At 63.8% G+C, this 15107-nt stretch carries 11 protein-coding genes, 1 tRNA gene and 2 pseudogenes; 8 read left to right on the top strand and 6 right to left on the bottom strand.

Annotation, left to right across the window (positions count from 1 at the left end; all coding sequences use genetic code 11):
* Window positions 1-7: 7 nt before the first annotated feature.
* The 5 genes and pseudogenes from QRN52_RS18975 (at window position 8) to QRN52_RS18955 (ending at window position 6204) form a co-directional block, all read left to right on the top strand.
* On the top strand, window positions 8-934 hold the full coding sequence (locus tag QRN52_RS18975) for an ABC transporter permease (protein ID WP_284754984.1): 927 nt from the start codon (window positions 8-10) through the stop codon (window positions 932-934).
* Window positions 931-1884 (top strand): ABC transporter ATP-binding protein, encoded by a 954-nt coding sequence (locus tag QRN52_RS18970; RefSeq protein ID WP_265980144.1) that lies wholly within the window; start codon window positions 931-933, stop codon window positions 1882-1884. Before QRN52_RS18975 ends, QRN52_RS18970 begins: the two co-directional genes overlap by 4 nt.
* Window positions 1881-2951, top strand: coding sequence for an ATP-binding cassette domain-containing protein (locus QRN52_RS18965; RefSeq protein ID WP_284754982.1), 1071 nt, complete (start codon window positions 1881-1883; stop codon window positions 2949-2951). The genes QRN52_RS18970 and QRN52_RS18965 overlap by 4 nt, the downstream gene beginning before the upstream one ends.
* Entirely contained in the window at window positions 2948-4507 is a 1560-nt protein-coding gene (locus QRN52_RS18960; protein WP_284754981.1) for a glycoside hydrolase family 32 protein, read from the top strand. Before QRN52_RS18965 ends, QRN52_RS18960 begins: the two co-directional genes overlap by 4 nt.
* A 204-nt stretch (window positions 4508-4711) precedes the next feature.
* Window positions 4712-6204 (top strand): annotated as a pseudogene (locus tag QRN52_RS18955) (glycoside hydrolase family 32 protein).
* A gap of 371 nt (window positions 6205-6575) precedes the next feature.
* Here QRN52_RS18955 and QRN52_RS18945 read toward each other — a convergent pair.
* The 3 genes from QRN52_RS18945 to QRN52_RS18935 form a co-directional block, all read right to left on the bottom strand.
* Entirely contained in the window at window positions 6576-6887 is a 312-nt protein-coding gene (locus QRN52_RS18945) for a hypothetical protein (RefSeq protein WP_284754980.1), read from the bottom strand.
* A 247-nt stretch (window positions 6888-7134) separates the two neighbouring features.
* Window positions 7135-8445, bottom strand: a complete 1311-nt coding sequence (dctA, locus tag QRN52_RS18940) for a C4-dicarboxylate transporter DctA (protein ID WP_284754979.1) — start codon at window positions 8443-8445, stop codon at window positions 7135-7137.
* A 60-nt stretch (window positions 8446-8505) separates the two neighbouring features.
* Window positions 8506-9645, bottom strand: a complete 1140-nt coding sequence (locus QRN52_RS18935; RefSeq protein ID WP_284754977.1) for a PrpF domain-containing protein — start codon at window positions 9643-9645, stop codon at window positions 8506-8508.
* A 127-nt stretch (window positions 9646-9772) separates the two neighbouring features.
* On the opposite strand from QRN52_RS18935, the gene QRN52_RS18930 reads away from it, so the two are divergent.
* Complete coding sequence (locus QRN52_RS18930; RefSeq protein WP_284754975.1) at window positions 9773-10708, top strand: LysR family transcriptional regulator; 936 nt, start codon at window positions 9773-9775, stop codon at window positions 10706-10708.
* A 242-nt stretch (window positions 10709-10950) separates the two neighbouring features.
* On the opposite strand, the pseudogene QRN52_RS18925 reads toward QRN52_RS18930, so the two are convergent.
* The 3 genes and pseudogenes from QRN52_RS18925 to QRN52_RS18915 form a co-directional block, all read right to left on the bottom strand.
* Window positions 10951-11172, bottom strand: a pseudogene (locus tag QRN52_RS18925) (IS3-like element ISAar46 family transposase); the annotation flags it as partial.
* Between the two features lie 372 nt (window positions 11173-11544).
* A tRNA-Thr gene (locus QRN52_RS18920) sits at window positions 11545-11621 on the bottom strand.
* Window positions 11622-11726: 105 nt separating this feature from the next.
* Window positions 11727-12605: a DsbA family protein gene (locus QRN52_RS18915; protein ID WP_284754974.1), complete on the bottom strand. Its 879-nt coding sequence runs from the start codon at window positions 12603-12605 to the stop codon at window positions 11727-11729.
* Window positions 12606-12785: 180 nt separating this feature from the next.
* Between QRN52_RS18915 and QRN52_RS18910 the strand changes: the two genes are divergently transcribed.
* Together QRN52_RS18910 and otsB are read left to right on the top strand one after the other, a co-directional pair.
* Window positions 12786-14276, top strand: a complete 1491-nt coding sequence (locus tag QRN52_RS18910; RefSeq protein WP_284754972.1) for an alpha,alpha-trehalose-phosphate synthase (UDP-forming) — start codon at window positions 12786-12788, stop codon at window positions 14274-14276.
* Entirely contained in the window at window positions 14266-15090 is an 825-nt protein-coding gene (otsB, locus tag QRN52_RS18905; RefSeq protein ID WP_284754970.1) for a trehalose-phosphatase, read from the top strand. Before QRN52_RS18910 ends, otsB begins: the two co-directional genes overlap by 11 nt.
* Window positions 15091-15107: the final 17 nt, after the last annotated feature.

The following is a 15107-nucleotide window of genomic DNA, read 5'->3' as shown; positions in this document are numbered from 1 at the left end:
ACCCATCATGACAACCGCAATTCTCAAGCAGCCCATTGAGCCCACAGCTGCCCGCAAGCCCAACCGCAGTTTCGTCCACGGACTTATCACCAACAAGAAGGCCCTGGTGGGCATGATCGTGATGCTCGTGTTCATCGCGCTTGCGTTACTGGCCCCCGTTCTGTTCCCCGGAGAGCCGTCGCGGATCACCGCGATGGCCTCGCTGGAACCGTCTCCCGAGCACTGGCTCGGCACCACAGCCAAAGGTCAGGACGTGCTTGCCCTGACTGTCCATGGTTCCCGCAGTTCCCTGTTCGTCGGGTTGACTGTGGGCTTCGCATCCACCTTCATCGGCATTTTGGTGGGCCTGGCATCGGCGTACTTTGGCAAGTTCATTGACGAAGCACTGTCCCTGGTGACCAACGTCTTCCTGCTCCTGCCTGGACTCCCGCTCCTTGTCATCCTGGCAGCTTTCCTGCCGCCGGGTTTGGGAACCGTGATCCTGGTGCTCGTGGTCACCGGCTGGGCTGGGTCGGCACGTGTATTGCGATCCCAGGCGTTGTCCATCCGTTCAAAAGATTTTGTGGCCGCGGCCGTGGTGTCCGGCGAACGGGCCGGCCGGATCATGTTCCGCGAAATCCTGCCCAACATGGCATCGAACGTGATGAGCACGCTACTTGCCTGCGTGATTTACGGCATCGGCGCCCAGGCAGGCCTGGAGTTCCTTGGCCTGGGTGACGTGAGCACCGTTTCCTGGGGCAACAACCTCTTCTGGGCCGGCAACGAGGGCGCCCTACTGACCGGCAGCTGGTGGGTCTTTGTTCCCTCGGGTGTCTGCATCGCGCTGGTCGCGTTCGCACTGGCGCTCATCAACTACGCCGTGGACGAGGTCACTAATCCGCGGCTGCGGAAGATCAAAACCCCAAAAAATACCGAAAGGAGCGCCGCCAAGTGACAGTCTCCCAAGTTTCCTTCGGCTCCCACGAGCCCGTTCTCGACGTCAAGAACCTCACCGTCAAGTACATCGGCGACACCCGCTCCACCACCGCCGTCGACCGTGTTTCCTTCAGCATCGGCACCGGTGAGGTCTTCGGGCTGGCGGGCGAGTCCGGCTGCGGCAAGTCGACCATCGCCAACTCGATCATGCGGCTGCTCAAGGACCCCGCAAAAATCGCCGCCGGCAGCATCTCCTTCGGCGGCAAGGACGTCCTGGCCATGAGCCCTGAGGAACTGCGGCGTTTCCGCTGGCAGGATGTGGCTATGGTCTTCCAATCGGCCATGAACTCGCTGAATCCGGTGCTCACCATCGGCGAGCAGATCGTGGACATCTTCACCACACACGCCGGCTACTCCCGCAAGGAATCCCTCCGACGCGCGGGCCAGCTGCTGGAACTTGTCAGGATCGACCCCGCTCGCCTCAAGTCCTACCCGCACCAGCTTTCGGGCGGCATGCGCCAGCGTGCGGTGATCGCGATGGCCGTGGCGCTCAAGCCGTCCCTCTTGATCCTCGACGAACCCACCACCGCCCTGGACGTGGTGGTGCAGCAGGAAATCATGGCCCAAATCAAGGAACTCCAACGCGAACTGGGATTCTCCGTCCTCTTCATCACCCACGACATGTCCCTCATGGTGGAGCTGTCGCACCGCATGGCCGTGATGTACGGAGGCCGGATCGTGGAGACCGCGAAAGCCCAGGACGTCTACGCCAACCCTCGCCACCCCTACACGCAGGCGCTGATGGGTGCGTTCCCGCCGCTGACCGGTCCGCGGGTTCCGCTGACCGGACTGCCCGACGGCGTGAAGTTCCGGAACATCCCCGACCTCACCGAAGCAGCACCCGGCCATTTCGTGGCTCCGTTTGGTGCCGACGCTGAAGCAGCCGTCCTGGAAGGAGCCGCACGATGAGCCACGCTGTGCTGTCATCCCAGCGCCCCTCCGCCGACACAGAAGCTACGGCCCTCGAGGTCCGCGGACTAGGAAAGTCTTTCGCTATAGGTGGCTTGTTCTCCCGGGAGTCCGTCCGGGCCCTGCACGGCGTAGACCTGACCATTGGCCGCGGAGAAATCGTGGCCCTCGTGGGAGAGTCTGGGTCGGGTAAGAGCACCCTGGCCCGCTGCGTTGCCCGGCTGGAACGTCCGAGCTCCGGCGAGATCCTGCTTGACGGCGTCGACGTCCTCAAGCGTGACCGCTTCCAGGCATCGCGCGCCTTCCGCTCCCAACTGCAGATGGTCTTCCAGGATCCCTTCGGCTCGCTGAATCCTGCCCACAGAGTGGAGCATTTCCTGCGGAGGTCGCTAGTGATCCACCGGAAGGGCGGCAGCTCCGAGACAGAGACACAGCAGCGACTCGAGGAGCTTATGACCACCGTGGGCCTGCAGGCCGACATGTTGAACTCCTACCCTCACGAGCTCTCCGGCGGGCAGCGCCAGCGAGTCGCGATCGCCCGGGCCCTTGCCGTGGAACCACGGGTCATCCTCGCCGACGAACCCACCTCCATGCTGGATGTTTCGGTCCGGATCGGCGTGCTGAACCTGATGCGCAAACTCCGCGATGAGCAGGGAATCTCCATGCTCTACATCACACACGACCTCGCTTCGGCCCGATACCTCGCGGACCGGACGGCGGTCATGTTCGCCGGTGAGCTCGTTGAAGAGGGCGAGTCCTTGGACCTCCTGGCCAGCCCGGCCCACCCGTATACGCAACTGCTGGTCTCAGCCGTCCCGGATCCCGCCAGGGCGGGCTCCTACGATCCCGTCCGCCGGGCCGAGCTGCGGCAGGCTGTGATGGCTTCGACCAGCTGCGCTTTCGACAGCGACCCAAACCAGGCCTGCTCGGCCGAGGAACCCGTTCGCCACGGTGTGGGCGACCCCGAAAACCGCCACTGGGTGCGCTGCCACCTCTACCGCCCGCAGGCTGGAGCCGGCGGCCACGCGCTGGCAACTGAACCTACCGACAACAAGGCTTCCGCATGACAGAATCGACGCACCCGCTCGGCACCGTCCCCCAGGACGAACTGATTGCCCGCGCCGATGCGGACCCCCTTCGGCCGCGCTTCCATTTCGTGTCCCCGGCCGGTTGGCTGAACGACCCCAACGGCGTGAGCCAATGGAACGGCACCTATCACCTCTTCTACCAGTACAACCCCGAAGGCGCCTTCCACCACCGCATCCAGTGGGGCCATGCGACCAGCACCGACCTCGTCCACTGGACGGACCAGCCGGTGGCGCTGGAACCTTCCGCAGGTCCGGACGCCGACGGCTGCTGGTCGGGGGTGTTGGTGAACGACGGCGGAACACCCACCTTGGTGTACTCGGGACGGCTGGGCGAGCACGAGTTGCCCTGCGTTGCCGTCGGATCCGCAGACCTCCTGAGCTGGAGCAAAATTCCTCAGAACCCGGTGATCGCAGCCCCGCCGGCCGGGGTGGAGATCACGGCGTATCGCGATCACTGCGTCTGGCGCGAGGGCAAAAAGTGGCGGCAACTGGTAGGTTCGGGCATTCGTGGGCGCGGCGGCACGGCGTTCCTGTACGAGTCGGAGGATCTGCGCTCCTGGGAATACGTGGGGCCGCTGTTCATCGGTGACGCCTCCCAGGGCGATCCTGCCGATACCGACTGGACCGGGACCATGTGGGAATGCGTGGACCTGTTCCGGGCAAGCGGGGCCTCGTTGGGCACGGTTCCTACTTCTGGCGACGCGCCCGACGTGCTGGTCTTTTCCGCATGGGACAACGGCGACACCCGCCACCCGCTGTACTGGACCGGCCGCTATTCGGAAAACTCCTTCGAGCCCACCGGGCTGCATCGGCTCGACTACGGTGGACGGTTCTTCTATGCGCCGCAGTCATTCCAGGATGAGTCCGGCCGACGCATCATGTTTGGTTGGCTTCAGGAGGGCCGCAGCGACGCCGCGATGATCGAGGCCGGGTGGTCGGGCGTCATGAGTTTGCCGCGCGTCACAACCGTGGCCGACGACGGAACCCTGGTGTTCGCGCCCGTGCCTGAAATCGAGAAGCTGCGCCGGGACCATGTGGGCCTGCCCGGACAGGAGCTGGTGGGTACCGGGGCACCTGTGGCTACCGGTGTGTCCGGCAACCAACTGGACCTCGAACTGGATGTGCAGCTCGAGCCTGGTGCTGTGCTGCGACTGGGCTTGCTGGGATCGGCTGACGGTGGCGTCTCCGGTAAATCCAAGGAGGAAACAGTGATCGAGCTGTGCCGGACCACTGAAGGCGACGGCCAAGGCACACTCCGCCTCGACCGGACTCAGAGCAGCCTCGATCCAACCGTTGATGTCGACGACAAGTCCGGACCGCTCCCGATGCCCGACGGCCGGGTGCACCTGCGCGTCCTGGTGGACCGATCCGCCGTCGAAATTTTCGCCAACGGTAAGCCGCTCACCGCCCGCGTTTACCCGACCCTGGCCGGCGAGCACGTGAGCCTGGCCGCCGAGGGTACCGTGAGTCTGCTCTCCTTCGATGCCTGGACCATGGCTGAGATCTTTGGAGGAGCTCGGAACCTCTTCCCCTAACTCAGGATCCGAGCTCTCCCGCCTTTGGAGTCATCCAGCTCATGGCCGGGGCATCCCGCCGCGAAGCGGACGTACGACCTATACAAGAGCAACTGCTAACACCAGCATCCGACCAGCGGCCGAACAGCGCCCAGCGCCGTTCGCCGGCTGGATGGCCGCACCCACCCTTCCTCAGGAAGACGAAATGAAATGAGACTTTGATTCATGACCGCGGTAACCGCGCCCACACGTGAGGCTTTCCGGCCGGCGATGCATTACGCCAGCAAAGACACCTGGCTCAATGACCCCAACGGCCTCATCTACTACGAGGGTAATTACCACCTCTACTACCAGAACAACCCCTTTGGGAATGTCTGGGGAAACATGTCGTGGGGGCACGCCACCTCCACGAACCTCATCACGTGGACAGAGCAACCCGTCGCTATTGCCTGCGACGAATACGAGGACATCTTCTCCGGCAGCGTCGTTTACGACCAGCACAACACCAGCGGACTCGGCGACGGAACTGCTGCACCCCTGGTCGCCATCTACACAAGTGCCTACAAGGAGAACTCACAGCACGCTGGGATCCAGGCCCAGTCACTCGCTTGGAGCACGGACGGCGGCTACACCTGGTCCAAGTACCACGGAAACCCGGTCCTGAACCGCAATTCCGCGAACTTCCGCGACCCGAAGGTGTTCCGCTACAACGGCCCGGCCGGCGCCTATTGGGTAATGGTCGCTGTCGAGGCACTGGATTTCACGGTCGTGATGTACCGTTCCGATGACCTGAAGAGCTGGGACTACCTCAGCAGTTTCGGGCCCGCCAACGCTACTGGCGGAGTCTGGGAATGTCCTGACCTGTTTCCTCTGCCACTTGACGGGAACGAGGACCTGATCAGATGGGTGCTGACGGTTAACCTCAATCCCGGCGGGCCGAACGGAGGATCTGCGGGACAGTACTTCGTGGGAGACTTCGACGGCGTGACGTTCAGGTCCGAAACCACGGTCACTGAAGGCGACCAGGATCCGGCGCACATGGCCGAGTATCTTTGGCTCGACTGGGGCCGGGACTACTACGCGGCTGTGTCCTTCAGCAACGTTCCGGACGGTCGCCGGCTCATGATGGCCTGGATGAACAACTGGCAGTACGGCAACGACATTCCAACCTCCCCGTGGCGAAGCCCCATGTCGCTTGTACGCGAGGTCTCGCTGGTAACTTCTGAAGGGGCACCGCACCCACCCAGCAGGCAGTGATTGACCCCGCAGCGCTTACCCGCACAGTTGCCTACACAGAGCTCGACGTCGATGGCATCCGTTCCGTGGCAGGCGGGGGCGCCGTGCAACTCATCGAGGTAACGTTTGTGCCCGGTTCCGCAGATGAATTTGGCCTCGTGATCCGCGGCAACGGCAACGAAGGTATAAGGATCGGCATCTGTCCGGGTGACGGCAGACTGCTCGTGGATCGAACGGTCTCGGGCAACACGGCGTTCCACAGCGCCTTTGCATCGATCGACACCGCGCCCCTGCGTGCCGTGGATGGAGCGTATAACCTGCGCATTTTCGTTGATCACTGTTCTGTGGAGATCTTCGCCCAAGACGGAGAAGTCACCCTCACCGAACTGGTCTTCCCAGACCCCTCCAGCACCGGCGTGTCGCTGTACACCACCGGCGGAACCGCAAAGGTCGCTTCGCTCAGGCTCACCACCCTCGCCTGACCATGGCTACCCAACCGCCGGATGGTTTCAGACCCACCCAATCAACGCAACGGGTGGACGACTGCGACCCAGCTTGCCTGCCAGGGGACGCGCCTGAAATAGAGAGTCCCCTGGCGCGCGTGGGTTCGGCTCAAGGCCGAGGGCGGGTTGCCGCAGCGTCCATGGGTAGCCAGGCACCAAAATCAGCGAGCTCTGCAAAGAACTCGGCATCATACGCCAGACCTTGTATCGGCATGTCTCACCCACGAGGAAGATGCGCCCGGACGGTCTGAAAGTCATCTCCAGGAGCTAGGTGCTGCCGCACCGGGCAGCTTGGGTTATGCCGCACGAGATACTGCTGCTGCATCGTGCCAAGCTGAACTGATGAATCTTCATATCCGGTAAGACCCTGTGTGCCCTTCGTTACGGCGGCCCGATGTGCGACGGAATACGGTGGTGTCTTCGTCCTTCTCGATCATCGTGCGCCCTTTGCCGTTATTCTGGATGATCCAGAAGACCTTTCGGTCCATGGAGAGCATGTCGATCCGTCCCGAGGAAAGTGATCCATCGTGGCGGCGGATTGCGACTTCGTCTGCGCGGGTGAGTTTGTTCCAGTCCGGTATGCGCTCCATTTCTGTCGTCGGAGCGCCGCTCGGTGCCTGTGTGAGTTCGTCCGGAGTGGTCTGCTGCAAGGGGGGTGTCATGGGTTCCCTGGTTTGTTTTTGGTTCCGTTTGATCCGGTCCGGGTGGGGACGTGGCGGGGAGCAGCGTGTCTGCTTCCCGCCACGTTGGCACCGGACCCGGTTCCTGCGCCCGACTGTCGGGTTACCTGTTGCGATGGATATGCAGGGCCGGGTGTCCGATGCAGCCTTGTGTGGACCCGGCGGAGGTCGCCGGGTGGGCGGGTCAGGTTATTGCCGAGGGCTGGAGCCTGACTCGTGAAGGGCACCGTCAGTGTGCCAGTGCCGGTTCAGTGAGCTGGAGCTTTTCGGCTTCGGTGGGCACGTAGCCCGTCTTGAGCTCGGATTGGAGTTTCTCGGTGTCGAGCGCACGCTGCCACTTGGCGATGGCGACGCAGGAGACGATGTTACAGACGGTGCTGGTAAGGGCGCGGGCTTCGCTCATGAAGCGGTCGATGCCGACGATGAGTGCCACTCCGGCAACGGGCAGCGTGGGCATGACTGTCAGGGTCGCGACGAGGGCGACGAAGCCGCTGCCTGTCACGCCCGCGGCGCCCTTGGAGGTCAGGAGCATCATTCCGAGCATGAGGAGGATCTGGTCCCAGCCCAGGTGGATGTCGCAGGCCTGGGCTATGAACATCGAGGAGAGCGTCAGGTAGACCGCGGTGCCGGTGAGGTTGAAGGAGTAGCCCGTCGGGACGACGAGGCCGACGACTCCGCGGTCGCAGCCGATGCGTTCGAGCTTGGAGAGCAGGCGCGGAAGGACGGGTTCGCTTGAGGATGTGGCGAGGACGATGAGGAACTCGTCGCGGAAGTAGCGCAGGATCCGCCAGAGACTGAAACCGGTGAGCTTCGCCAGGATTCCGAGGACGAGGACCACGAAGACGATGCACGCGGCGTAGAAGGCGAGGATCAGCATCCCGAGGTTGCCGATCGAATGGGCTCCGTACTTACCGACCGTGAACGCCATGGCGCCGAACGCCCCGATGGGTGCGACTTTCATGAGGAAGCCGAACACGACGAACAGCAGCTTGTTGAAGCTGTTGACCATGTTGAGGGCCAGCTGGCCGGGTGTGCCGAGCTTGCTGAAGGCGAAGCCGCAAAGCAGCGCGATCACGAGCACGGGCAGGACTTCGCCGTCGGCGAAGGCCCCGATGAAGCTGGTGGGGATGATGCTCATGACGAAGTCCACGGGGTTGCTGCTGGGCAGCTGGCTTGTGTACTTCGATGCGACAGAGGTATCGAGGTGGGCTGGGTTGATGTGCATGCCTGCACCCGGCTGGAAGAGCATGACCGCACCCAGGCCGATGGTCAGTGCCGCCCCTGTGAGCACGTAGAACAAGCCCAGCGACCGCAGCAGGGTCGGGCCGACCTTCTTGGTGTCGGTCAGTGAGGTGATGCCGCTGACAATGGTGCAGAAGACGATCGGCGCGATCATGAATTTCACGAGCTTCACGAAGCCGTCGCCCAGCGGTTTGAGTGAGGACCCGAGGTCCGGCCACAGCGCGCCGACGAGGATGCCGAGCCCGACGCCGATGAGTACCTGGACATACAAGTGTCCGAGGATGGATTTGATCTTCATTGAACAACTTCCTGGGTGAGTGCCCGTTCCATCCATGATGGCAGGGGCGGAATAAAGGGGCTAGGCCGTCAGTGCCACAGGCTGCGCGACGTCAATGTCGGCGACGGCGAGATGGCGGGCCGCCCGGTGGAGGGCGACCTCGATGACGTTGCCGAACTCGTCCGTGACGACCTCGGTGCTGATGACACCGGCAGGTGTGCCGATGCGCAGAAGCCGGGATCCTCGGTGAGCGCTGTCCGCCGGAGGCAGCACCTTCGCCACCACCGATCCCGGCAAGGCGGCTGCGAGGGAGACTGCAACGGCCGAGGTCAGCCCGATGGCCGGGTGGGGTGCGAGCATCGAGAGCATCCGCACCCGCAGATCATGGGTGTCCGCCGCGATCCTCGTTCCGTCGGCCGCGACATAGTCGCCCGGCCCCGCGACGACGCCGACCTTCGGCACGGCATTCTGCGGAGGATCTTCGGGCTTTCGCAGCCCCATCATCAGACCGGCCGACGCCCGGGCCGCCACGAGCAGGGGCAGCTGCTCGGAGAGGTTGCCGGTCATCGACGACAGGTCGATGCCTGCCTCGTCCGCCGGAATCAGCACCGCCGGCGCACCGGCGTCAACCAGAGTCGCCGTAAGTGTGGTCCCGGCGGCCGCGATCTGGTCAGCGACGCTCCCCGTCGGCAGAACCGCACCCGTGGTCTGCCCCCACGGAGCGTGGAACGACAAGCTGACGGGAACACCGAGTGCGCTGCTGCCGGGAACCCGGGCCAGGCCCGACGCCGGGACATTGCCGCCCGGCGTCGCGATCGTGCCGCTCAGCACGGCTCCGGTGTTGAGGTTGCGCATGCTGACCCGCGTCGTGCCCTCCTTTGGAGGAACGACACCTGACTGGACGGCATACAGTGCGATCGCGGTGGCGCAGTTGCCGCAATTGGAGCCGAGTTCCACCGTGGCGTCCCCGATCCCGACCTGGGCGAAGAGGTAGTCGAGGTCGGCCGGGCCGTCGGGAGTGGCCCGGACGACGGCAGCCTTCGACGTCGTCGAAGTGCCGCCGCCGACGCCGTCGAGCTGGCGGGCATCTGCGGCACCGAAGGCGTCGGCCAGCAGGCTGCGGATCTCCTCGCGGCCGGTCGCATGCTGGGCCATGTCTTCGGCGTCGAAGAGCCAACACTTGCTCGTGCCGCCCCGGTACCAGTGACCGCGGAGTTGCATGGTCTTCTTCCTTCACGTGTTGTTGTGTCGCGCCTCACGGCGCCTGCTCCTTCTACGATCCACGCATCGCGAGTTGAGCACAATCACAGGATTCTCCACTGGCCTCTACTTTTGCTAAACTCAGATCATGGCCGACCTCGATCTGCACCGCCTCCACCTACTCCGGGAAGTCAGCCGTTTCGGCTCCCTGACCTCGGCCGCGGCGGCCCTGTCCTTCACGACATCGGCCGTCTCCCAGCAGATCGCCAAGCTGGAACACGAAGTGGGCGTCGCCCTGATCGACCGGCATCCGCGGGGCGTCGTGCTCACCGATGCCGGTCAGGCACTCCTGCGCTACGCGGAAGACATCGACCGGACAATCGAGGCCGCCCGGGCCGAGATGGGCGAGTTCGCCGGCCTACGGCGAGGCCAACTGCGCATGGGGACGTTCCCCACCGTCGGAGCCTCCCTGATGCCCGACGTCGTGCTCGCCTTCCGAGCCCGCCACCCTGACGTCGCGGTCACGGTGGTCAGCGCACGCCGCGACGGTCTCCTCGAACGGCTGCGGCGCAGGGACATCGAGCTAACGCTGCTCTGGGACTACCCGTGGGAGCGCATCGAGGACGAGGACCTGAACCTCGTCCCGCTCATGAATGACCCCACCATGCTGCTCGTACCAAGGGACCACCCCGTCGCCGCACGCCGCTCGGTTCGGATCGACGCGCTCAGCGACCAGGAATGGATCGTCCGGGACGAACACCCCGTGGCCGACGTCCTCCGGCGGGTCTGCCGCGATGCCGGCTTCGAACCGCGCATCGCCTTCGCCGCCAACGACTACCAGGAAACCCAAGGCATGGTCGCCGCGGGCATCGGCATCGCCCTCGCCCCGCAGCTCGCCCTGAGTGCCCTCCGCCCCGACATCATCGCCGTTCCGCTCACCGGCTCCCCGACGAGGAGGATCCTCCTCGCCCACCTTGCAAACCGCAGGCTCAGCCCGGCCGGACAACAGGCCGCGTCCGTATTCCTGTCAACGGCGAAGCATTTGCAAACCCCAACACTCGCCGCAAGCAACCCCAGTTCCTGAGTCCTATGAATCGCAGCGGATTATGGCCGTCTTTCCCCAGCGCGAAATGGCCGCAGTGTGCTGCCTTGATGCCTCACTGCCGGGCAACGTCTCCGCGGAATTTATCAAGCTGAACGGTACCAAGGGGAGTTAGGCGGCTAGCTGTTCGGTGTTTTCCCTGGGCTGGTTGATCCACGCGGGTCCTGGGAGCGCGAGAATTTGGGGTCTCTGGTGGTGGTGAAGCGTTCGGGGAATTCCGGACCGTATTTGTCGACCATCACGTAGCAGTCGAAATACTTGCCCATGACCATGCCGGCAAGCTTGGTGATATCCCACGTGAACACCTGCCCCGGGGCCGTGGCGACCAGTTCAGGAACGGCCCGGGACGGGTGCTTGGCTGGGCGGCGGCGTTCCTTGACCTGTTTGTTTTCCTCCAGCACCCGATAAACGCTGGACAAGGACCCCCGGTAGATTCCCTGGTCCAGCGTATCGGTTGCGGATAACTTGGCTCGTGCCCTTGAGCATCTTGCCCATCTCAACCGTGAAGCTCCGAGCTCGGGACTGCCTCCGGTAAGACACGTTTGGAGCCCATTAGGTGAGATAAAGGTGAGTCCGGCACATGAAAATTCAAGAAACAGGTAACCGCGCGACCAAAGCCGCAGGTCGGGGCCACATTGAAACCACCGTTGAATTTGAACCGAAGAACGCCGGCCAGCCACAGCCCCCACGGCCCGCCGTTTTGGTCACTAAACCCGCAGGTCAGGGCCGATACTGTTGGATCCGGACCGAGGAAACCGGCAGGAATACATCCCCGGCCGCCAGTCATCGAAAACAAACCCGCAGCTCAAACCCAAAACTGGAGCCCCCTGTCGGATTCGAACCGACGACCCCCGCTTTACAAGAGCGGTGCTCTGGCCAACTGAGCTAAGGAGGCGCGCCCCGGCGGACCGGAGCTGGTGCGCGCGAGCGCTAGATAAGGGTAGCCCAAGACCTCCCGCCCACGGAAATTGCAGCGGACGGAAGGCCTAGGCGGGGAGAACTACTTCTTCGCTGCGATAGCCGCATTCAGGACGGTCATGAAGTCCGTCTTGTTGTCCCACTGCTGGCCGTCGACGAAGACCGTGGGCGTGCCGGAGATCCCGATATTCTTGGCCTCCTGGGTGACCACCTTGATGAACGGGCGGTAGGTCTTGTTGTCAATGCAGGAGTCAATGTTGGCCGATCCCGCTTGGGTGGCCAACTTCTTGAGGTCGTTGTCCGAAATGCCCGCACTGCCCTCGGCAGGCTGCTGTGCGTACAGCAGATCCACGAGTGCCGAGTACTTGTCCGGTGAGGTGTTCGCCACGCACGCGGCGGCGTTGGCGGCGCGAGAGGAGTAGTTGGTGCTGGAGCTGGCGTCCAGGAAGCCGAAGGGACGGTACTCCAGGGTGATCTTGCCGTCGTCGCGCAACTGGGTCAGCTGCTGGTTGTACGTGCTCTCGAAGTTCTTGCAGATGGGGCAGATGAAGTCGATGTAAGCCACAACCTTGACCGGCTTGCCAGCTTCAGCCTCGGCACCCGGAGCGGTCACCGTGGCTGGCTTGGTGGCCGGAGCTGCCGGCAGGTCCGCCAGGTTAACAGTTCCGGCGGCCACCTTCGTCACGTCGGTGCCCTTCAGCAGCGTCACGCCGCCGTGCACGTTGGCGTTCGCCGGCGTCGGACCCTGGTCGGCGATCGGGGCGTTGTTCGCAATGTTCTGGGTGACCACGAGGGCAATGACCGCGAGGATCGCCACGACGGCAACCACGATGCCCCATCCGATGAGCAACTTATTGCGCTTGTCTTTCTTCAGCTGAGCTTCGCGGATCTCGCGGGCCTTTTCGCGGGCCTGGGCGGTGCGCTCTGCCTTGGACAGGCGTGGTTCGTTTGCGGGGCTCATCAGTTCCTCGTGATTGATCGACGGCGTTAGTTTTTAGCTTTGGCAACGGGGCCAGTTTACGGGAGAAGAGTGGCAGCTTTGCTGGGGTCATCGACTCCAGTCTGAGGAACGAGCAAGTGTCCTTGATGATTCCCGCCGGTAGGGTGGGAGATGAGTCACAAGCAACCCCAGGGGGCAGCAATGCAAGAAACGGCAAGCGAAAAAATCGACAGCGCACCCGAAGGCAATCAGGCTCCAAAGGCCCGGAAACACGACTTCATGGTGGTCTCCAACCGCCTTCCGGTTGACCGTTACCCGAGCGATGACGGGGAAAGCGGCGAGGAAGGTTGGCGCCGCTCTCCTGGGGGCCTAGTGACTGCCCTCGCGCCGATGATGACCAAGAGCGACGGCGCCTGGGTGGGCTGGCACGGCGCCCCGGACGAAGCGTTGGAACCCTTCAGCCACGGCGGGATGGACCTGATTCCCGTGGAACTCAGCACGCACGATGTTGAGCTCTATTACGAAGGGTTCTCCAACGCCACTCTCTGGCCGCTTTACCACGACGTCATTGCCCCACCGGAGTTCCACCGAACTTGGTGGGACAGCTACCGCCGGGTCAACCGGCGCTTCGCCGACGCCGTCATCCAATACGCAGACGACGGAGCCACCGTCTGGGTGCAGGATTACCAACTCCAGCTCGTGCCGAGCATGCTCCGGCAGGCGCGCCCGGACCTGCGCATCGGTTTCTTCAACCACATCCCGTTCCCGCCGCCGGAGATCTTCGCCCAATTGCCGTGGCGCCAGGCCATCATCGAAGGCCTGCTCGGCGCCGATCTGGTGGGTTTCCAGCGCCCCAGCGACGCGGCGAACTTCATGCGCTCGGCACGCCGATTCATTGGCGCCAGCGTCAAACAGCAGCAGGTCCACGTCAAGGGACCGGACGGGCAGATCACCCATATTGCCCGCGCACAGGCCTTCCCGATCTCCATTGCCGTAGACCAGATCAGCGAACTCGCGGAGCGCCCGGACATCATCGAACGTGCCCGGCAGATCCGCCAGGACCTCGGAAACCCCAAAACCATCCTCCTGGGCGTAGACCGCCTCGACTACACCAAGGGCATCCCCCACCGTTTGAAGGCCTTCGAAGAACTCCTCAAGGAAGGCCGGCTCACCGTGGAGGACGCCACACTGATCCAGGTGGCGAGCCCCAGCCGCGAACGCGTGCGGCAGTACCGGCTCCTGCGTGAGGAAATTGAGGGCACCGTCGGCCACATCAACGGCAGCTACGACACCATGCAGAACACCGCCGTTCGCTACCTCCACCACAGCTACCCGGTCGAGGAAATGGTGGCTTTGTACCTCGCGGCCGACGTCATGCTGGTGACAGCATTGCGTGACGGTATGAACCTCGTGGCCAAGGAATATGTCACAGCCCGGACCAACAACACAGGCGCCTTGGTCCTGAGTGAATTCACGGGCGCGGCCGATCAACTCAAGCAAGCACTCCTCATGAATCCGCACGACATCGACGGGCTCAAGAACACCATCATGAGGGCCGTGAACCTGCCTTCGAACGAATCCCGCCGCCGGATGAAGTCCATGCGCAAGCAAATCCTCGACCACGACGTCGATCATTGGTCAGCCGAATTCCTCTCGGCCCTGGCAGAAATCGTGGTGCGCGATGACTCCTGAGACAGCAGCCACTCCCCCGCTGAGCCTGCCGCCCGAACTGCTCGACGCCGTCCGCAGAATCGCGGGCACCGAGCACCTTTTGGTGGCGATGGACTTTGACGGCACCATTTCCCCGATCGTGGACCACGCCGACGCCGCGCGCCCGCTCGAGCGCTCAGCCGCGGCCTTCGCTGAACTCGCCAAACTTCCGAGGACGACGACGGCGCTCATCTCCGGGCGGGCATTGGCCAGCCTGCGGGCGGTCGCCTCGCCTCCCGAGGCCACGCTGCTGATTGGCAGCCATGGCGCAGAGGCCTGGATGGGCCCCGGTTCGGCGGAACTCCAGCTCGACAACGCCCAAAGGGACCTCCTTGCCGAAGTCCGCGAGGTGTTGGCCGCAATCTCGCAGGAAGCTCCAGGGACAGTCCTCGAAGACAAGCCCGCCGGCGTCGTACTCCACACCCGGCGTGCCGCCGATGACGTGGCGGAGGACGCCGTCGCGGCCGCCCGGACGGTCCTTGAAGGCCGGCCGGGAGTGTTCCTCAAGAACGGCAAACGGGTCCTCGAGACCTCGGTGGTGCATTCCTCCAAGGGCGAGGCCGTCGAGTTCCTGCGCCAGGCCACCTCGGCTACCGGGATCCTTTTTGCCGGCGACGACGTGACGGACGAGGACGCCATCGCCAGGCTTGGGACCGGGGACGTCGGCGTGAAGGTTGGACTGGATTTCACCCAGGCCGAGTTCCGGGTCGAAGCCCCTGTCCACGTCGCCGAACTCCTGGAGGCGGTCCTTCGCGAACGCCGCCGCGAAGTCTCGGGAGACTCATCTCACATGTGACGTTCGTAACATTTGGG

It is taken from the genome of Arthrobacter sp. efr-133-R2A-120 (assembly GCF_030209835.1).
Classification (GTDB): Bacteria; Actinomycetota; Actinomycetes; order Actinomycetales; family Micrococcaceae; genus Arthrobacter.
The sequence above is the reverse complement of the archived record's forward strand: the minus strand, read 5'-3'. Positions and strand labels throughout refer to the sequence as shown.

Coding starts and splice junctions, on each gene's coding strand:
- QRN52_RS18965 (WP_284754982.1), top strand. CDS start 1,881: ATGAGCCACGCTGTGCTGTCATCCCAGCGCCCCTCCGCCGACACAGAA.
- QRN52_RS18910 (WP_284754972.1), top strand. CDS start 12,786: ATGCAAGAAACGGCAAGCGAAAAAATCGACAGCGCACCCGAAGGCAAT.
- QRN52_RS18935 (WP_284754977.1), bottom strand. CDS start 9,645: ATGCAACTCCGCGGTCACTGGTACCGGGGCGGCACGAGCAAGTGTTGG.
- otsB (WP_284754970.1), top strand. CDS start 14,266: ATGACTCCTGAGACAGCAGCCACTCCCCCGCTGAGCCTGCCGCCCGAA.
- QRN52_RS18930 (WP_284754975.1), top strand. CDS start 9,773: ATGGCCGACCTCGATCTGCACCGCCTCCACCTACTCCGGGAAGTCAGC.
- QRN52_RS18960 (WP_284754981.1), top strand. CDS start 2,948: ATGACAGAATCGACGCACCCGCTCGGCACCGTCCCCCAGGACGAACTG.
- QRN52_RS18975 (WP_284754984.1), top strand. CDS start 8: ATGACAACCGCAATTCTCAAGCAGCCCATTGAGCCCACAGCTGCCCGC.
- QRN52_RS18915 (WP_284754974.1), bottom strand. CDS start 12,605: ATGAGCCCCGCAAACGAACCACGCCTGTCCAAGGCAGAGCGCACCGCC.
- QRN52_RS18945 (WP_284754980.1), bottom strand. CDS start 6,887: ATGACACCCCCCTTGCAGCAGACCACTCCGGACGAACTCACACAGGCA.
- dctA (WP_284754979.1), bottom strand. CDS start 8,445: ATGAAGATCAAATCCATCCTCGGACACTTGTATGTCCAGGTACTCATC.